At 47.0% G+C, this 18,518-nt stretch carries 15 protein-coding genes; 6 read left to right on the top strand and 9 right to left on the bottom strand.

Annotated elements, in window-relative coordinates; translation table 11 throughout:
* Positions 1–324 precede the first annotated feature (324 nt).
* Positions 325–1,035, bottom strand: a complete 711-nt coding sequence (locus QUA23_RS24645; protein WP_333077795.1) for a class I SAM-dependent methyltransferase — start codon at positions 1,033–1,035, stop codon at positions 325–327.
* A gap of 106 nt (positions 1,036–1,141) precedes the next feature.
* Complete coding sequence (locus tag QUA23_RS24640) at positions 1,142–2,380, bottom strand: class I SAM-dependent methyltransferase (RefSeq protein ID WP_333077793.1); 1,239 nt, start codon at positions 2,378–2,380, stop codon at positions 1,142–1,144.
* Between the two features lie 683 nt (positions 2,381–3,063).
* On the opposite strand from QUA23_RS24640, the gene QUA23_RS24635 reads away from it, so the two are divergent.
* Positions 3,064–5,832 carry a phycobilisome rod-core linker polypeptide gene (locus QUA23_RS24635; protein WP_333077792.1) on the top strand — a complete coding sequence of 923 codons (2,769 nt, stop codon included), beginning with the start codon at positions 3,064–3,066 and terminating at the stop codon, positions 5,830–5,832.
* 282 nt (positions 5,833–6,114) lie between these two features.
* Here QUA23_RS24635 and QUA23_RS24630 read toward each other — a convergent pair whose 3' ends face one another.
* The 3 genes from QUA23_RS24630 to QUA23_RS24620 all read right to left on the bottom strand — a co-directional run bounded on the left by QUA23_RS24630 (position 6,115) and on the right by QUA23_RS24620 (position 8,555).
* On the bottom strand, positions 6,115–6,384 hold the full coding sequence (locus QUA23_RS24630) for a hypothetical protein (protein ID WP_333077791.1): 270 nt from the start codon (positions 6,382–6,384) through the stop codon (positions 6,115–6,117).
* A gap of 215 nt (positions 6,385–6,599) precedes the next feature.
* Positions 6,600–7,052 carry a hypothetical protein gene (locus tag QUA23_RS24625; RefSeq protein WP_333077790.1) on the bottom strand — a complete coding sequence of 151 codons (453 nt, stop codon included), beginning with the start codon at positions 7,050–7,052 and terminating at the stop codon, positions 6,600–6,602.
* 168 nt (positions 7,053–7,220) lie between these two features.
* A complete protein-coding gene (locus QUA23_RS24620) occupies positions 7,221–8,555 on the bottom strand; it encodes an alkaline phosphatase PhoX (protein ID WP_333077789.1) in 1,335 nt (444 codons plus the stop codon).
* A gap of 1,216 nt (positions 8,556–9,771) precedes the next feature.
* Between QUA23_RS24620 and QUA23_RS24615 the strand changes: the two genes are divergently transcribed.
* The 3 genes from QUA23_RS24615 to QUA23_RS24605 all read left to right on the top strand — a co-directional run bounded on the left by QUA23_RS24615 (position 9,772) and on the right by QUA23_RS24605 (position 12,823).
* Entirely contained in the window at positions 9,772–11,136 is a 1,365-nt protein-coding gene (locus QUA23_RS24615) for a P-loop NTPase fold protein (protein WP_333077788.1), read from the top strand.
* A 170-nt stretch (positions 11,137–11,306) separates the two neighbouring features.
* A complete protein-coding gene (locus QUA23_RS24610) occupies positions 11,307–12,284 on the top strand; it encodes a shikimate dehydrogenase (protein ID WP_333077787.1) in 978 nt (325 codons plus the stop codon).
* Between the two features lie 107 nt (positions 12,285–12,391).
* Complete coding sequence (locus QUA23_RS24605; protein WP_190657424.1) at positions 12,392–12,823, top strand: hypothetical protein; 432 nt, start codon at positions 12,392–12,394, stop codon at positions 12,821–12,823.
* 252 nt (positions 12,824–13,075) lie between these two features.
* Here QUA23_RS24605 and QUA23_RS24600 read toward each other — a convergent pair whose 3' ends face one another.
* The 3 genes from QUA23_RS24600 to QUA23_RS24590 form a co-directional block, all read right to left on the bottom strand.
* On the bottom strand, positions 13,076–13,363 hold the full coding sequence (locus QUA23_RS24600; protein ID WP_333077786.1) for a YggT family protein: 288 nt from the start codon (positions 13,361–13,363) through the stop codon (positions 13,076–13,078).
* Between the two features lie 272 nt (positions 13,364–13,635).
* Entirely contained in the window at positions 13,636–13,959 is a 324-nt protein-coding gene (locus QUA23_RS24595) for a hypothetical protein (protein WP_333077785.1), read from the bottom strand.
* Between the two features lie 198 nt (positions 13,960–14,157).
* Entirely contained in the window at positions 14,158–14,532 is a 375-nt protein-coding gene (locus QUA23_RS24590; RefSeq protein WP_333077782.1) for a YkgJ family cysteine cluster protein, read from the bottom strand.
* A gap of 342 nt (positions 14,533–14,874) precedes the next feature.
* On the opposite strand from QUA23_RS24590, the gene psb30 reads away from it, so the two are divergent.
* Entirely contained in the window at positions 14,875–15,015 is a 141-nt protein-coding gene (psb30, locus tag QUA23_RS24585; protein ID WP_242717077.1) for a photosystem II reaction center protein Ycf12/Psb30, read from the top strand.
* A gap of 106 nt (positions 15,016–15,121) precedes the next feature.
* On the opposite strand, the gene recJ is transcribed toward psb30, so the two are convergent.
* Positions 15,122–17,218, bottom strand: coding sequence for a single-stranded-DNA-specific exonuclease RecJ (gene recJ, locus QUA23_RS24580; protein WP_333077781.1), 2,097 nt, complete (start codon positions 17,216–17,218; stop codon positions 15,122–15,124).
* A gap of 364 nt (positions 17,219–17,582) precedes the next feature.
* Between recJ and QUA23_RS24575 the strand changes: the two genes are divergently transcribed.
* Complete coding sequence (locus QUA23_RS24575; RefSeq protein WP_333077779.1) at positions 17,583–18,488, top strand: bestrophin family ion channel; 906 nt, start codon at positions 17,583–17,585, stop codon at positions 18,486–18,488.
* Positions 18,489–18,518: the final 30 nt, after the last annotated feature.

Genomic DNA, 18,518 nt, shown 5'->3' with positions numbered 1-18,518 from the left:
GACTCTAATTTGCTGTTCATTGTTTTTCGTCAACTTTGCTCTCGATCGCTATATCATACATCAATTCAGCAACGCCATTAAATAATTACGTTATCTTTATTTTACAAGTATTAAACTCTGCGCGGACAGCTCAGTTTAGTTTTCTAGGTTATGGGTAACTTTACTTGTTTTATATTTGATATTACCCGAAGTGAGTCACTTAAATTTGCGAGGTGCGTCAGTTCGTAGATTGTCGATTTTTAGCGGGCATTATGCGAACTGACGAACCCTACTAATTACTGTCCGGCGGAGGCCATTAAAGCCGGAGTGAATTGGAACGCTTTGTTAGGCGACATTGCCTGAATCACGTTTGGCAAACCATGCGTGAATTAACCCTGCCTGAAAAAATTGTACTGGTACCTCAAAGCCTCCAGACTTAATGATAGATGCGACCGCAGTTGGTGGCAGAACCGCTACGTCTTTAGCATACGCAGCCTTCATTTGACTTAGCCCTTTAGGAGAAACATCTGATGTTGCCATCACTTTCTGCCATACACCAAGGATCGCATCATAATTTTCTGAATCCACTTCAGACGACAAATCCGAGCTCGCCAGTATTCCATCTGGCTGAAGCCTATTAGCAATTTGCTGAAAAAAATCTGAGCGAGCTTTTTGTTCTAGAATAAACTGAGACACCAGAAAGCAGGTTGCCGCATCATGCATCTCCTCGACAGGTAGTGAATCAAGATAGCCCTCGTGAAAATAGCATCGAGAGGTAAATCCCACCTCTTCAACTTGGTGGCGACAAACATCGAGCATAGCACCTGATGGCTCTACCGCAGTAAAGCGCCACCCGGGAAATCTTTTGGCTAAGTGGATCAACTCTTTCCCCGTTCCAACCCCAACGCAGAGAACCCGAGCTTCTGATGGCAACTCAGCAAAAACGGACTCTAGAAGAAAGTACAAACCATTGTTGATTGGCGCCATTCTTGTCCATTGCTTATCGTATATCGAGGCTTGTTGGTCAAAAACGCCTTTAAGTTCATCATTGTTCACAATTACCCGAAGTTAGTAGAAGTTAGTAACTGAAATTTGTGAGGTGCGTCAGTTCGTAGATTGTCGATTTTAAGCGACAATCATGCGAACTAACGCGCCCTACTAATTACATTTTACCCGGTGTTAGCAAAATGAGCTGTTTTGATAAGATCGATCGCACTTCATCCAATCCCATCTCCACATTCCCTAAAATCTCCCCAACAGTCTTCTCTCCTTTACCTTGCCCTGGCGAAGTTCCCTCTTTCTCCCCCCCTTGATAAGGGGGTACACAACCTTGCAAAAACTCAAATTCCGCACTTGACAAATTGATTAATTGATAGTTGCAATCAAACACTTGTTGACTAGGCCAACCGTGCATACAACTACTCAACTCTGGAATTGCCGCCAAAAGTGCCTTATCGTCCGACCAATCAATTTTATTAACAGGCTTTTTGCCCAAGAAAAACTCGTAATGAGTGATTTCCGTATCCAACAATTCAATTAATCGATAAAGCTCCCGTTCCGTCAAACCCTGAGCTCTTTCTATCAATTCCGGCGCTTTCCCCAAAAGTCTTTCTAACTGCCAATATCCCGGATTTGAAAAAGCAATAAATTCCAATCCCGAAGCATCAATTAACTCGAACAAAGTCTCAATATTGTAGTCAATTTCCTGCGGGTGAACGTACATATCAGCAAAACATTCGTCCCGCTGATTTTCTCCTGCCCAACGCTGTTTTTCGTACTTGACAAGACGGTTGTTTTCTGGTAAGGAAGCAAAGATTTGACGACCGACTTTCACACCATCGGGATAGTCACCTTTTTGCGGGCCTTGGAGAAGTGCGATCGCCCTTTGCATGAGTTGAATTTCCCAGCGTCCGAGCTCAGCATACACAAAAATGTGCATCAAACCGCCCTCCGCCAACTTCGCCGCCAGCGCTTGAATGCCCCGGATCGGATCGGGTAAGTGGTGCAGCACGCCCACGCAGTTAATCAAATCAAACTCGCCCTCTAACTCGGCGGCATCGTACAAGCTGAGGTGGCGAAAATCAGCTTCGCGCGCCCCCGATCGCCGACAGCGTTCTTGTGCTACTTTCAAAGCACCTTCACTCAGGTCGATCGCCGTCACCGAAGCTTCAGGATTGAGGTGAATCAGATAATCGGTGCTCGAACCAGTGCCGCAGCCAGCATCTAAAATCCGAATATCCAGTTTTGGCGGCTTTTGCCCCGTGCAAAAATTGTAAGCATCAGGCCAACTCCAGCGCCAGTTGTACCCAGGGGGCGGTTCATCTGACAAAGGATCGGGCGGGAAAGGGAAAGTATCGTAAAGCCGCCGCACGGCAGCGCTGATATCAGGCGTAGTATCCATAGGTGAGGTAATAGGGCGTGAGTTTTGAGATTGGTTGTCAGTAGCTACGGGGTAACAGCGCTAGGCCATGCACTTCTGTTGCTGCGTTACTCGCAACAAAATTGTCGCTTCGCTGGCGTTGGGCAAGCCTCAAACAGAGGGATCTGGCGATCGACTAACCCCTGATAGCCAAGCCCTGACAGCTTCTGCGTAATAAAACTTATCATTTTTTCTCATATAAGCTCTCTTAAATCTATACAATAAATCTCGACAGGCTTTTTCACAAACAAGGACTGTCAATAACCCACCGCTGAACTGTCGGGTAAAGCGGAGGCGTCTTTCAGCAGAAAGTCAAAAGCCCCGAAACAGGCAGAAGAAAATTTTTGATTTTCTTTTCCTTTAATTCAAGGCACTGGCTGCAATTCCCCAAAGGCAACTCTCCTGCCGAGTCTTTTTTTCCACGGGTATACCGGCGGATCGCAGCGGAGGGAGTACCCCGTGCCTGCCTTCGGATCGGACATTTCCCCGCAGGCAGAAAGATGAAACCAAAACATTTTAATCTAAGAAAGTAAGCGCGCCCGAACCTCGTGACAGGTAAAGGCAAAAAGTAAACAAAGCAAAAATACCTACTTTGACCTGCATCAGAAGGCAAGGTTAGTCTGGTTAAATGCTGCAACTATTTGGATAGGGAGCTAAGGAGTCTAATGACTGTAAAAGCAAGTGGTGGAAGCTCGGTTGCGCGTCCGCAACTATATCAAACTGTACCGGTCGCAACAATTTCGCAAGCAGAACAGCAAGACCGCTTTCTACAGCGGGGCGAACTCAGCGAACTGGCAAGTTATTTCAGTTCAGGGGCTCTTCGGATCGATATCTCTGCGACGCTGACCCAAAACTCGGAACTGATAGTATCCCGCGCAGCCAACCGGATTTTTACCGGCGGTTCCCCGCTGGCATTTTTGGAAAGACCACAAGAACCTGCGATGGCTGTAGCAGGCGCGGCTCGCGGCGGTACGGCGAATGTCTCTGAAGGCATGAAACTGGGAAATGTCACCTACGTAGAAAGCCGCGCTGGTGGCAACGGCGGTGGCGGTGGTTTCTTGGGGCTGGGAAATCTATTTTCTGGCAACGGTGGCGGCTACAGCGGCCCAATCCCTGCAGGATTTCAGCCGATCAATGTCTCGCGCTACGGCCCGGGCAACATGACCAAATCTCTGCGCGACTTGAGCTGGTTTTTGCGCTACATCACCTACGCAATTGTCGCTGGCGACCCGAACATTATTTCGGTGAACGTGCGCGGATTGCGGGAAATCATCGAAAATGCTTGCTCTTCGGCGGCCACAATTGTGGCAATGCAGGAAATGAAGGCAGCATCTTTGGGCTATTTCCGAAACAATGCAGAGGCAAGCGCGATCGTCGGACAGTATTTCGACGTAGCAATTACCGAATTCAAAGCTCCCACACCTTCAGACAAGGTGCGGCAGCGCGAAAGCAACGACCAGCAAGGGCTGCAACTGCCTCAAATCTACTTCAACGCAGCCGAGCGGCGATCGAAATTCGTCATGAAAACCGGTCTGTCGTCGGCCGAAAAGATAGAAGTAATCAAAGCAGCTTACCGCCAAGTATTCGAGCGCGACATTAGCCGCGCATACAGCCAAAGCATTTCTGACTTGGAATCCAAGGTCAAAAATGGCGAAATCTCGATGAAAGAGTTTATTCGCCGCCTTGGTAAATCTCCTCTGTACCGTCAGCAATTCTACGAGCCGTTTGTCAACAGCCGCGCTGTAGAACTTGCTGCCCGTCACTTCCTAGGTCGCGGTTTGAGCTCGCGGGAGGAATTTAGCAAGTATTTTGCGATCGTCAGCAAAGGCGGCCTGCCAGCCCTTGTAGACGCGATGGTTTATTCCCAGGAATATTCCGATTACTTCGGCGAAGAAACAGTGCCTTACCTACGCGGTTTAGGCCAAGAAGCTCAGGAGTGTCGCAACTGGGGGCCGCAAATTGATTTGTTCAATTTCAGCGCTCCGTTCCGCAAGGTTCCTCAGTTCATCACCTTGTTTGCCGGCTACAACCAGCCTCTGCCAGACCAGCACGTTTACGGTGTTGGCAATGACCCCTTAGAAATTCAGTTTGGCGCGATTTTCCCGAAAGAAACTCGCAACCCCAAGAGCCGTCCGGCTCCCTTCGGCAAAGACACTCGCCGTATCCTGATCCGTCAAGGTGCGGGGATTGACAATCAGTTGAGCAATCCGGCGGCTCGCGGTGCTGCTCCTGGTTCTCTGGGCCCCAAGGTCTTTAAATTAGACCAGTTACCGAGCAACTATGTTGCTTCCAAGAAAACTGCCCGCGGTGCCTCCAGCAGCTACAGCAATGCTTCCAGTGTCAAATATACCGAAAGTTCCACCCAAGCTGTGATTCGGGCAGCTTACCTGCAAGTGTTCGGTCGCGACGTGTTCGACGGCCAGCGCCAAAAGGTGGCGGAAATTAAGCTGGAAAACGGCGAGATTCCGATGCGCGAGTTTATTCGGATGTTGGCGAAGTCTGACGTGTTCCGCAATATGTACTGGAGCAAGCTCTACGTTTGTAAGGCGATCGAGTACATTCACCGCCGACTCCTGGGACGCCCTACCTATGGCCGTCAGGAAATGAACGCTTACTTTGACATTTGCGCCAAGAAGGGTTTCTACGCGCTGGTCGATAGCATCATGGACAGCATGGAGTACAACGAAGCTTTCGGGGAAGATACAGTGCCCTACGAGCGCTATGTGACTCCCGGCGGTTTGTCGATGCGGACGATGCGATCGGGTTCCGTCGCTGAGCAAAATGTCCAAGCTCAGACGCCCGAAACTCCTCGGTTTATCGAACTCGGCACTGCGCTCGATCGGGGCGATTTCGAGTTACAAAATAGCCTCGCTCAAGGTGTCAGCAAGCGGCGCGAACAAACTAAGGTGTTCAAGCTGACGAATACTTCGGACAAAGTAGCTTTGAAAACTTTAATTCAAGCTGCTTACCGTCAAATTTTTGAGCGCGACATCAACCCCTATGTTGTGAAGAATGAATTCACAGCGCTGGAAAGCAAACTTGGCAACAATGAAATCAATCTCAAGGAGTTCATTGAGGCTTTGGGCTGCTCGTCGCTGTACGTCAAACAGTTCTACGCACCTTATCCCAATACTAAGGTGATTGAGTTGGGAACGAAGCACTTCTTGGGCCGCGCTCCCCGCAATCAAGCGGAGATTCGCACGTACAACCAAATCTTGGCAAGTAAAGGGATTAAGGGCTTTATCAACGCCATGTTGAACAGCGTTGAATATGCCGAGGCGTTTGGCGAGGATACTGTTCCTTACCGTCGCTTCCCGACTCTGCCTGCTGCGAATTTCCCGAATACCGAAAGGCTGTACAATCAACTCACTAAGCAGAACGGTGAGTTGGTGGTTCCAAGCTTTGAGCCAGTAGCTGCTACTGACAGAAGCTAGATTGATTTGAGGTTTTAGATGTTAAATTACTGCTAATTTAACGTCTAAAATTAGTTGAAGGGCTGGTGTAATTGCCAGCCCTTTTTTATTACAGGTTTGAAGTAAAGCCTATTGTTTTATCCTTACATCAATTGTTTCAGAATTCCTAAGACTTATGTTTACAGGATAATCCTCAGTTTTTAGTCGCGCTGTCACCTCTATTTCACCATCAATAGATACGTTTGAATCTGGCTTTGTATATCTAATTCGTGCACACGGAAAATAGCTAACAGATTCTAACATTCAAAGAAGATACTCTCTTAATTCTTTCAGATCGAAGTCCTCAATCAAAATTATATGACCGCTTTTTAACTCAATTTCAATCTGATCGTATGTCCCATTAAAGTTTGTTCCAGGGTAATTAGCAATCTCTTTTCGGGTTAGTTGAGTGTAACGTTTGGCTAGCTCGTCACTACCGTAAAGAGTCCCTATCTCTTTTGCTGTAAACTCGATAGATTGAATCTCAGTAATATAAAATATGTGAGTGTTGTTGAGGTTGATAAATTTTCCCATGCTGCTTCACCGAAAGACCTAGTAATAAACCCTTATCTAAGAATATCGCTCCACAACAAAGAAGATTATTCTCTGTTTACGCCATAACCGCCAAGGCGGTTGCTATACATGGCATAAAGACATCTTGTAAATGTAAGTGATTGTTAGCAAAAGTTAGAAAAAATTTTACCGTTAATCAACCCTTTCTTCCCTTCAAAATCTAGTTACCTCCTTGCTCAGTCGTCAAACTCAGGGCAGTAATATTTAGGAGCCAGAGCGTTAAGTGCATCAATTTCAGCATTGCCTTGAGGTTGCAGCAAGTCGATCGACATTCCCGCACTGAGCGCATTACATATCCCGCGCGCACGTTCGATAGTGGCTTGGGGATTTCGCTGAACGCGAGACACGGCATCGGATGAGGCTGAATTGAGCCGTTTGCTCAACGATCGTTGATAACTATTAAGAAATGCCTGGTCATTGGGCTGTAAAGCGATCGGGCGGCCGCTGCCACTACTTCCACAAAGCTTACCTAAGTCGATCGTTCGACCATCACTCGTCTGTATATAGCAAACATAATCAACGGGTATTTGAGCGACTGAATCCCTAGATTGAGATAAATCAACGCCAAAGGCGATCGACACCATTACCAGAGTATAAAACACTCGTTTCCACTGGCGGACATATTGCACGGCTATTTAAACTCCCACAAACCGTTAAAATTTCATAAACTTATAGAGAACCCACACCGGATGTTGCCACAATTGGGGGTGATTTTATTCTGTATAGTGCGAACAACATAAGAGCGTTTTACAGGCAAATAAAATGCTCGCACCATAAGGCAGTAATGTTATGCTCCTCTATGCTCCTCGTTGAGACTTCCAAGGACCCCAAATGGCAAACGTGATGCCTGGGGTTTGCATATTAACGAACAAAGTTTGACCATCCGGCGAGAAGCAGGCTCCCGCAAACTCGCGATCGTTGATAGCATTTTTTGCCAGACGATACAGTTCCCCGTTGGGAGTTACGCCCACCACGAACTGCTCATCATTGCCATCTTCGCAAATAATCAGATCGCCATGAGGTGCCACAACAATGTTGTCAGGACCATCGAGTTCGTCAGCCGATTTAGCCTCAACAAAAAGTTCGATCGTATCTCGATCGGGAAGATACCGCCAAACCTGACCAAATCCGTTCGGTCTGCCATTAGCATCAACAGAACCACCGTTCGTACAACAGAAGTAAACTTCACGATTGCCGTACCAGATGCCTTCCCCACGAGCAAACTGGGCAGCACCTTTACCGAAACCTTCGACCCGTACCGTATCCGTAGCAGGGTCAGGATTGTCAATTGTCACCCATTCCACCGGTATCGGTTGGCCCTTGGGAAAGCCTGCAAAAGTCTTTGCTTGAGGCATATTCTTAATCTTCAGCGCTTGCAGAGTGCCCCCGGCGCTTAAATTATTCGGTTGAGATGGGATAAAGCGATAGAAAAGGCTATCTCTTTGGTCTTCAGTCTCGTAGACAATTCCGGTTTTGGGGTCGATCGCCACCGCTTCATGGTTAAACCGTCCCATCGCAACTAAAGGTACGGGATTCACCGGAACCTTTGCCTCAGCCGGAACTTCAAAGTTGTAGCCGTGAGATTTCGAGACATTTGTGGCATTGCCAGGCCTATTAGTCGCCAGACTAGAGACATTCTCCTCGCAAGTAATCCAAGAACCCCAGGGAGTCGGGCCGCCCGCACAATTTCGATAGGTGCCGCTAAGCGAAGCGTAGTGATTGACGAGCTGACGATTGGGTCCAACCTGTAGTGTTGTTGTCCCCCCTTTGCAAAGAGGATCGTAAGGATTGGGGCCCACAACTTGTGTTGTAGAATTCGGGCTCAGTTCGTGATTGCGAACCAGAATCACCGTGTTTTGGGGACCTGGGAAAGCTGCCATGCCATCGTGACCACCGGGAACAGGGGAACCATCGCTCATCATTTCGCCGGTTCGTGAAAAAGCCCGATACTGAAACCCACGAGGTAAATCTAACAATCCATTCGGATCAGCTACGAGGGGCCCATACCCTCCCCCAAATACTGATTGACCATTCGCCTTTCTGGCATAAAGCGCTTCTAAAGGAGACATCATCAAAGTGCCAGCAGCACTCGCTCCTGCCAAGGTAAAAAACTTTCGTCGTGATAGTTGCATCAGCTTTTCCGGTGAATTAAACAAAGCATACTAAAGTTGCATCAAGGCCAAGATAAGGTTGGTTTAACTTCTCATTAAGGTTGTTTCATAGTTGTTCAATGTCAATCCCAGTGGCTCGTAATTGCGCCGCTAACCTGGCTGTTCGTTGCTCTATCTTTTCAGCCTGTCTCAGTAGGGAATTGTAGGTGGATAGTACCTGGGTTGGCTTTCTTCCAAGACGTTTTTATACAGGAGTGTAGGTCTATTAATTTGTTAAGAATTAGGATAAGTTACTAAAGTTTATCAGCCTTGTGTTACCACAGTTATTTTTTTTACTTTATATTTTTATTTTTTAACAGCTAGTATTTGGGCACCATTTACCCCAATACTAGTTGTGTCACATTTTACACAACGGAGCTGACTTCAAGTATTTCTACAAAAATTGCCTATTTAAAATAGCCGTTTACAATTGGATAAAGTACACCCCAAACGAGGAGCTTATTATTTTCTGTTTTTTTTACCCAAGCAAGCTGCACACAAGTAGTCGGGAAGAACGCTAATTTTAGGAAAGTTCCTAATTTTCAAGTTGGCGTTGTGGCCAGAGGCTCGTCACAGGCCACAATCCCGCTTCGGCAGCAGGTATCGGTCACAAAATGGTAGAATTGATCAAAAATAAGTATATCAAAAAAAAATCACACCGAGAAACCTGGTTTCTTACACCACACCTTCGCGCCTAAGTCAAAATGCTCTAAGAAAGTAGCTTGGGTTGAGGGATTCGTTCCCAACGTCATCAATTTTAGATTTGAGATTTTGGCTCCGATCTAAAATAGCCAATCTAAAATCTTTTGTTTGTTTCGTTCCTCTAGGGTTCAACCTACAAGGTATGATAAAAAAACCTGGTTTATGGATACCTGATTTCTACCTGTTTTTTCTTCGGTTAACCGTACTTCACTACTCACTTTCTTGGAGAACATTACTGCCATTTTTTCGTCGGTGATGTCAATGAAGTCGTGCTCGCTACCGAGGATAAATCACTGAGTTAGGGGAGGCTTGAGTAAGTTTTATTTATTCCCATTACCCCAAAATAAAGTATAATTTGGGAGTGCTGATTTAGGCAGGCATCAAGATATTGATTGCCACGTAATACAGCGAAATAAACTGAGAAGCTGTGCTGATTATTACCAGAGCGAAACGAATAAGCTATGAGGGCATAATGTTGTGAAAGATGGAACAGGGTATGGAACTAAATTTACAGAAATTTTATAGCGCCTGCAATCCCAGCTACACGCTGGCAGTAGCAAATCAAGAAGACCGACAATACTATATCGATTTTTCATCAGTGCGGGGCGGTACAATCGTCGAACAATTGGAGCGTACCATCAGCCGTTTGTCCCCCGATGCACCTACCTGTCAATTATTCACCGGTCACATCGGCTCTGGTAAATCAACAGAATTGCTGCGGCTGCAAGCTCAATTGCAGCAACAAGGATTTCATGTTGTTTACTTTGAGTCTAGTAAAGACTTAGACATGGCAGATGTAGATATCACTGATATTTTGTTGAGCGTTGCTCGTCAGGTGAGCGAAAGCATTGAGAAAATGAAAATCAAGCTGCAGCCAACGGGTTTTAAAGCTTTGCTCAAAGGGGTTGCTGATGTTTTTCAAACTCAAATAGACTTGAGGGCTGAAGCTAATGTCCCTGGTTTTGGGGAAATAAATGCCAGCACGGAGGGAGAGTTTTCTCTGGCGTTGGGAATTGGCAAAATTACTGCTAAGGCGAAAGATGCTCCGAATCTGCGATCGGAGTTGAGGCAATATTTGGAGCCGCGAACTAACGTAATTCTAGATGCGCTTAATAAGGAGTTGCTAGAACCGGCTAATCAAGAACTCAAACGCCAAGGGAAACAAGGACTTGTAGTAATTATCGACAATCTCGATCGCATACACCTGTGCGCGAAACCGACGGGGCGGCTGCAGCCGGAATACCTGTTTGTCGATCGCGGCGAACAGTTGGCAAGACTAAATTGCCACGTCGTGTATACAATTCCTTTGGTGCTGATTTTCTCTAACGATTTGGGCCAGTTGACCAATCGATTTGGGGTAGATCCGAAGGTTTTGCCGATGGTGCCGGTGCAGTTGAGCGACGGTTCAGAGTGCTCTGAGGGTGTGGAATTGCTGCGACAGATGGTTCTGGCGCGGGCTTTTCCGACGGTGCACCCTTGGCAGCGCAATGCTTTGGTTGGCAAAGTTTTCGACTCTGCGGAAACTCTCGATCGCCTCTGTCGAGTCAGCGGTGGCCATGTCCGCAATTTGCTGCAACTACTGTATGGCTGTCTGCAGAAACAAGACCCTCCTCTGTCGCGGGAAACTTTGGAAAATGTGATCGTCCAGCGCCGCCACCAGCTTACTTTGGCGATCGAACCTGATGAGTGGCAATTGCTGCGCCAAGTATCCGCTACCAAAACTGTGAGTGGGGAAACTAAATACCAAATCTTGCTGCGTAGTCTCTGGGTGTTTGAATACCGTTACGGCGAGGATTACTGGTTTGATGTCAATCCGATTTTGGCTGACGCCAAAGAGTTTCGGGAAACAGTTGACAGTTGACAGTTGACAGTTGACAGTTGACAGTTGACGATTGAAATCGCTGTCGAGAGTCAAACGAAGTCCCAGCAGAGGGGGACTAAAGAATAAGGGCGTTATTTTAGCAGGATCTGGTATGAAAACTCACAACAGTCAACCGTTAACAGTCAACTGTCAACACTCAACTAACAAAAATGATTAAAGGCACTACTAAACTGTTGGGAGTAATTGGTCATCCTGTCGAACATTCTCTGTCGCCGGCAATGCACAATGCTGCTATTTCCCACTTGGGAGTCGATTTTGTTTACCTGCCGTTTCCGGTAAAACCAGGGGATTTAAAAGCTGCTCTTGCAGGATTTGCGGCGATCGGCGTTCGGGGATTTAGCATCACAATTCCGCACAAACAAGCAATCTTACCGCTGCTGTCGGAAGTTTCCCCGATCGCCCGCTCGATCGGCGCAGTCAATACCGTATACCTGACTGACAAAGGTTGGTGCGGCACAAATACAGACGTTGAAGGCTTTCTCGCGCCGCTGCAAACCCCCCCAACCCCCCCTTACCAAGGGGGGGCTAAAGACGCGACCTCTCCGTTAGAAAGGGGCAATACGGCTGTTGAATCCTGTCCCCCCCCTGACCAAGGGGGGTCTAGGGGGGGTTCCGATTGGAGTCAGAAAGTAGCGGTAATTTTGGGGAATGGCGGGGCGGCGAGAGCTGTTGTGGCTGGATGCGCTCAATTGGGATGTGCAGAGATTCACGTTGTCGGCCGCAGCGAACAAAATTTAGCGGAATTTAAGCAGAGTTGGGTCAATTCTCCGATGCCCGTGCAGAATTTGCAGGTCCATACTTGGGAGAATTTGTCAATGTTAATCTCGCAGGCAGATTTGCTGGTGAACACGACCCCTGTGGGGATGTATCCGCAGGGGGAAAAGTCGCCGGTTGGGGAGGGTGCGCTCGATCGAATTTCAGCAGGGGCGATCGTCTATGATTTAATTTACACCCCTAATCCTACGCAGTTTCTCAAAGATGCACAGCTTCGGGGAGCACGAGCTATTGACGGACTCGAAATGCTAGTTCAACAAGGAGCAGCCGCCTTAAAAATTTGGCTGGATAAAGAATCCGTCCCAGTCGATGTGATGCGCCAAGCCTTGCGACAGCATTTAGGTCTAGACTAATGCCATTTCTTCAAAAAGTAGCTGTAGTTTTCAGAATTCCTATAAGTAGGAATTTGAGGCTGAATTCGCGCTAAGCTGAGAATTAAAATATACTTGCCCCGCCATTTATGAAATTTCGAGCTATCAGCCTTTTTTTTGCTACTTGCCTAATCGGAATTTTTAGTTTGGTATTCACTCCACCTGCTTGGGCTCTGACGCAGATTAAACTTTCCGACCTTTCTTATCGCGAATGTCCGGCAGAAATGGGAGAAGGAACAGTCACCAGCGGCAGTTCTATGGAAGCTACCTGCTTTTTGATTACTGGGAAAGCTGAAAATAGCACCGGCAAACCAGTTGTCAATGCCGATATTTTTGGCCGCATTTATGATGCCGACGACAATCCGGTGATGCAAAACCGCACTCGCTTGGGTTCTATAGAAGAAGTTCCTCCCGGAGTTAGCGATTTTCAGCTCAGAATTTCGGTTGCCGCCAATCAACGAACACCTTTGAAGCTGAAGCAATTTAAAGCTACAGGTTTTACTGGCGTGGTTCGCCGCTAACGAAACTATTTGAGATTTTAGATTGCTGATTTGAGATTTTGGGTTGGCTGCCCGTGAAACCGCGAGGCAGTTTTGGATTTTAGATTTGAGATTGTTGAGTGGCTGGCAATTTCTCATTTCTCATGTACGATGAACTCCCCAGCTTTTCAACCGGGGAGTTCATCTAAAAATCTCAAATCTAAAATTTAGTTGTCGGCAGCTACGTCTGCCAAACAATTTACGCTCGATGCTGAAAAACTTAAGCTTTTCAAACTACAAAGATGTTTGCAAGCTGGTCAAAAGACCGATCAAGAATTCCGAGCCGAACTGAAGTACAAAAAACGCAATCAGTGGCGAAAAGTCAATCCCTCCCAAGGGGGGGATTATCGATCGGAATAGATTGAGGTAAGGGTCTGTTAACTGACTCAAAATTGAAAACGGGGGGTCGTACCAATTGATATTGGGGAACCAGCTTAACAGCACTCTAAAAATCATCAGGACTAGATAGATTTGCAGAAATGTGGACAGCGTGGTTGCCAAAAGGGCTATTGAAGAACTCATAAATTTTGCTTGTAGTTTGAGTAAAGTTTACAGACACTTTAACTGTGAGTTTAGCATAGCTGGGGGAGTGAGAGAGGACCCAGAGGAGCGAGAGGGGCGAGAGGGGGAGGATTAGGCTTTTTACGGGCGGGCAGGATAGGATGCCCAACCCCTACTCCCCACAATAAAATTCACTCTTTGTGGAACAGACCCAAAAGCCAGTTTTTGAGAATGGCGCAAGATGTTAGTAGCCCCCATTGATCTGCCAGACTAATCTAAAATTTTAAATGGATTCAGGAGTCTGGGGCGATCGAGCCCTCGCTGCCTGGCGCCGGCGCGTTGCCGTTTACGTCTCCAAGTTGCAGCCGTACGTCATCTATTGCCTGATTGAGCTGGGCAATTTTATCTTCTAAACTCAGCCTTGCTACTTCCATCCCTTCGGCTTCGAGTTGGCTGGCTTTCCTCTGGCGGATTTTTCTGGTTTTTGTGTCTGAAGGTTCACTCAGCAAAGCTTCAGCAGCGCGCCGCGACAGCACCGCACCCAAAACTGCACCCACCAAGCCGCCAAGGGCAGCTCCGGCAATAAATCCCCCTGTAAAACCCTCTCGATTACTCATAGCTCAACTCAACTGCGCGATATTTCCTTAATTTGTTTATTTTGACACTCTCCCGGTGAGAAACCAGGAGATTGTTAGTTGTCAGGTAGGCGTTGGAAAATTTGAGGAGGATGGTTGTGGGGTGTCCCGCCTGCTGTGAAAATACACGTCTTCGGGTTCATGGACCCATCCGCCAAAACAATCAAAATCATCCCGCAATTATGCAACACCGTCAGGTAAGGCGAGAATTCCGACTTCAGAGTTAAAGCGGATCATTTCCAAAGATCGATCGCCATAAAGGTCTTCAATGTGCTCCAAGCAGCAGTCGATCGCAAAATCGTTTAATTGGGCAGGCTCAACGCCGTACATTTCCTCAAACACCTCTGAGTCTACCCGACAAAAGCGCGGTCGATCGGCGTAAATTCCGCATTCTCTGGTCGATTTGTCAAAATTTATACACCAACCGTCATCTCCGACTAAGCTCAAGTAGAGCGATAATTCGTCTTCAGATAAATACTCGTCTAAGTCTGGGCGCTCTGTTGGGTCGAGGTAACAACAAGCACCGCACTGCTTTACGCAACGCCAAGTAGCCATAGTTTGATTTTAGATTTTAGATTTTAGATTTTAGATTTTAGATTCGGAGCATTATGTGGAAAATGCCAAACTTTAGGAGACTGGAGCTCTTCAAGTATATCAATTGCCAGTGCCGGAGACGGATCTCCTTCAAGGGCGTTCGATTTTAGATTTTAGATTGGGGGCACTTTCCGGGAAGGGGCATCAAGTCCCTGGTTTGCTGTCACTGAGAGGTCGATCGCAGTTTACATTTTGTTGAATTTTGTAAAGTTCCTTAAAAAATATGGTCGATCGCCCGGTAAAATCAGAAGCGGATTTTCTAATTCAACAATCTAGACTTAATCACTACAGTCAGGAGGACACATGGACTTTATAACCGATCTTTTCAGTGGTATGGCTGGTGTAGACTACCAACTCATTGTTCAGGTAGCTTTACTCGCAGCCGTCGTGCTTTCTGGCCCGATCGTGATTTTTCTCTTGGCAGCTAGAGGCGGCGACCTGTAATTATAGCACGCTCCGGGGCGATCGAGAGTTGGGAGTTTTGAGTTTTAAATGATGCAAAATTCACAAGGCTCGATCGCCAATTTTCGCTACTGCACCTGCTTTGTTATCAAATACCTAGGGCGTGTTTAGCAGTTTGAATCAAATTCTCAAAAAAAGGTAGAGAGACATCGACTTCTCTAGCATCTTTGCGAGAGTTGCCTAACAAACCGATGTTTTGTCCGGGTGCAACAGCCAAAACTTGTCCTTGAGAGTTGCGAATTCTCAATTCCTCGATCGAGCCTGCTGGAGACAGGCTGCAAGAATAAGTGCGATCGCAATAATCAAACTCAACTTTTCCGAACCTCGGTGGCCTGGAAGTAGCAGCATTTGCCGGTAGCCGAACGCCCAACAATTCTAACTCAACCGATGTCTTGCCATTAAAACTATTTTCCCGCAATCGGTAAGCAATATCAACCCGCCGAGGCAAAGGAAAATATTCCCCCCAACGCCAAGCAATCGCCTTCACACTAGCCGATACCTTTCCATCTTGAGTTGCAGTTAGTTTAACGTGGCCTCCTTTACCAACAATTTTCTGTTCAGTTATGCAAACATTAGGCGTCCAAAATACAGGAGCTTTATTTTCTATTCCGCAAGGTTCCAGAGCATCAATTTGTCGGTAAAGGTCAAGATTAATCTCAGCCAAATCGGCTCGCACGTCAACTGAAACCAGCGGTTTTAGGTGTTCCGGCTGCAAACATTGATTAGCAAAAATTGACAGTTGATTGCGGAATTGTTCGAGATTATCCGCAGGCATCGAAAAACCGCCAGCAGCTTTGTGGCCGCCAAATTTAGTTAATAAATCCGCGCAAAAATTCAGCCCGTCAAATACATTAAACTCTGGAATTCCCCTCGCCGAACCCCTGATAATTTTATGGGCAACCGCCCCTACAGCCTCGTTTTCGCCAGCCTCATCCTCAAAAGTACCAATAAACACAGGTACGCCGTAGCGTTCCACTAACCGAGAAGCCACAATCCCGATCACCCCGTGATGCCAACCCGGTTGCACAACAACTAAAACTCGTTCTTGCTGCAAGTCGAGATCACTTTCCTCGCACCAAGCAATTGCTTCCTGCTCAATTTCCTGGCACAACTCCTGCCTGCGCTGATTAATTTGTTCGCACTGCATGGCGTTTTTGAGAGCCAATTCGCGATCGTCCGTGGTCAGCAACTCTATCACAATTTGAGGATCTGCCAGCCGCCCCACAGCATTAATCCGGGGGCCAAGCCTAAAACCAATATCTTCAGGCTTTAACGTATTGCTAGCTTGGTTTTTTGAATTCAGAAGAGGTAAACTTTCCGCACTTCCCGGCTGCACTCCCGCCACCTGAATCAAAGCCTGAATACCCGCCAATTGCGAGTGAGGCAACAGCCGCAAACCCCGCTTCACCCACCGCCGATTAACTCCAGTCAAAGGCGCTAAATCCGCAATAGTTCCCAACGTAAATAACTCCAGCAGCGGATTCACCAACCCGCCAACTTTCTGCATATCAATCGCCAAAGTAATAGCCAAAACATAAGCAACGCCTACGCCAGCCAAACCGCGATAGGGTGAAGATTCCGCGATTAATTTCGGGTTGAGAATAGCATCGGCCGGCGGCAGTTTTGGCGGCAAATCGTGGTGGTCTGTAATAATAACTTTGACACCGAGTTCTCGCGCTCTGGCAACCGGGCCATAGGCTGCAATTCCGTTATCAACCGTGAGAATGAGAGCGATACCTTCCGAATGAAATTCTTCTACAATGCGATCGTTAATCCCGTAACCTTCTCGCATCCGGCTGGGAATAGCATAATCCACATTCGCACCCAGAGTCCTGAGAGCTCGCAGCAACAAAGCCGTGCTCGTCATCCCGTCAGCATCGTAGTCGCCGCAAATCGCAATTTTTTGCCCTCCTGAAATCGCCTCCCGCAAAAGTTTGACACTCGCATCCAAATCTGGAAACTCATCGGTTGGCGCGGGCAAAACCAGAGATTCCGGTTCGATAAACCCTTGCACTTCTTTGAGAGAATCGATGCCCCGGTTAATCAGCACCTGTGCCAGCAAGGGCGACAAACCGATTTCGGCGGCAAACTGTTCGGCTTGCTGTGTTTGAGGCGAATAAATTTGCCACCGTTGGTTTGGCAATCGGTGAAAACGCGGAGGCACAGATGTCGGTATCTCTTGCACGGAAGCTGAGGTTTAAATATACATAGTTAATCTTACCGAATTAAGTCACTGCGTCAATCAATTGTAGATTTTAGATTTTAAATTGAGCCTAAAGATGAGTTTTTTGGGTAAAATCCAAAGGTTGTTTGTAGGAAAGCTTTTTTTGGAAGCTCTCACCCCACCCAAATAGGGATATAAGCCCTGCTAGCAGTCGTGGAGACCAAAAAATTTTAGACCGTAGTTCAAACGCCCCAGATTTATCTGTGGAGTCAATCTAAAATCTCGAATCTCAAATCGACTGGGGGGAGCAGAAGAACTAAGTTTACCAGGCATTTGCGCCGCCCGCGCTAGGGCGGGGCTAATTTAATTTAATGAGGAGACTTGCATGAGTGGCGATCGACCACGTTGGTTTAAAATTGCATTACAGGTTCGGGGGTCTGTCATTCCCTCAATTTTGCCCCGCGTTTTGCTGTGCGGCGGCTTTGGAGTTTTTATTTCCCTGCTGCACTTTTTAAAGTTGCCGGTGTCCATGCCCATTTTGTCGAGTATTGTACCGAGTATTGTCCTGGGTTTACTGTTAGTTTTTCGGACAAATACAGCCTACGAACGATTTTGGGAAGGTCGAAAAATGTGGGGAACTTTAGTCAACAACGTCCGCAATTTGGCGCGCCAAATCTGGGTAGCAATTGAGGAAAAAGACCCGCAGGATATAGACTTAAAAAAGTCAGCCCTGCGCCTGTTACCTGCCTTTGCAGTGGCGATGAAACTGCACTTGCGGCAACAATCAGTCAATCCCGAGTTGGAGCCGTTAATGTCCCCAGCGCAGTACCACAAGCTCAAATCGATGAACAATCCGCCCCTAGAAATTGCCTTTTGGATTGAGGATTATATGCACGAGCAGTATGAGCGCAATTGCGTGGATGTTTATCAGTTAACAGGTATGAATCAATTGCTCAACTCTATGATTGATGTATTAGGCGGCTGCGAGCGGATTTTGAAGACGCCTATCCCTTTGGCTTACGCGATTCACCTGAAACAATTATTGTTGCTTTACTGTTTAGCACTGCCCTTTCAAATGGTAAACGATTTGACTTGGGGAACCGGCCCTATTGTGGCTTTAATTAGTTTTACTTTGTTCGGCATCGAAGAAATCGGCATTGAAATAGAAAATCCCTTCGGACACGATGCTAATGATTTGCCTTTGGACAATATTTGTGCTGCCATGCAGCGCAATATCGACGATTTAATTTCTTTATCTCCTAGCGTTCACGAACACGTGAAAGATAAGTAAAGTCATTCGATTTTAGATTTTAGATGGGTA

Origin of the sequence: Microcoleus sp. Pol1C5 (genome assembly GCF_036701115.1) — a bacterium.
Taxonomy (GTDB): Bacteria; Cyanobacteriota; Cyanobacteriia; order Cyanobacteriales; family Microcoleaceae; genus Microcoleus.
The sequence above is the reverse complement of the archived record's forward strand: the minus strand, read 5'-3'. Positions and strand labels throughout refer to the sequence as shown.

Bases quoted from the DNA above. Each gene is read 5' to 3' on its own strand.
- QUA23_RS24615 (WP_333077788.1), top strand. From the start codon at position 9,772: ATGGAACTAAATTTACAGAAATTTTATAGCGCCTGCAATCCCAGCTAC.
- QUA23_RS24595 (WP_333077785.1), bottom strand. From the start codon at position 13,959: ATGAGTAATCGAGAGGGTTTTACAGGGGGATTTATTGCCGGAGCTGCC.
- QUA23_RS24630 (WP_333077791.1), bottom strand. From the start codon at position 6,384: ATGGGAAAATTTATCAACCTCAACAACACTCACATATTTTATATTACT.
- QUA23_RS24635 (WP_333077792.1), top strand. From the start codon at position 3,064: ATGACTGTAAAAGCAAGTGGTGGAAGCTCGGTTGCGCGTCCGCAACTA.
- QUA23_RS24605 (WP_190657424.1), top strand. From the start codon at position 12,392: ATGAAATTTCGAGCTATCAGCCTTTTTTTTGCTACTTGCCTAATCGGA.
- QUA23_RS24620 (WP_333077789.1), bottom strand. From the start codon at position 8,555: ATGCAACTATCACGACGAAAGTTTTTTACCTTGGCAGGAGCGAGTGCT.
- QUA23_RS24600 (WP_333077786.1), bottom strand. From the start codon at position 13,363: ATGAGTTCTTCAATAGCCCTTTTGGCAACCACGCTGTCCACATTTCTG.
- QUA23_RS24610 (WP_333077787.1), top strand. From the start codon at position 11,307: ATGATTAAAGGCACTACTAAACTGTTGGGAGTAATTGGTCATCCTGTC.
- QUA23_RS24590 (WP_333077782.1), bottom strand. From the start codon at position 14,532: ATGGCTACTTGGCGTTGCGTAAAGCAGTGCGGTGCTTGTTGTTACCTC.
- QUA23_RS24640 (WP_333077793.1), bottom strand. From the start codon at position 2,380: ATGGATACTACGCCTGATATCAGCGCTGCCGTGCGGCGGCTTTACGAT.
- psb30 (WP_242717077.1), top strand. From the start codon at position 14,875: ATGGACTTTATAACCGATCTTTTCAGTGGTATGGCTGGTGTAGACTAC.
- QUA23_RS24575 (WP_333077779.1), top strand. From the start codon at position 17,583: ATGAGTGGCGATCGACCACGTTGGTTTAAAATTGCATTACAGGTTCGG.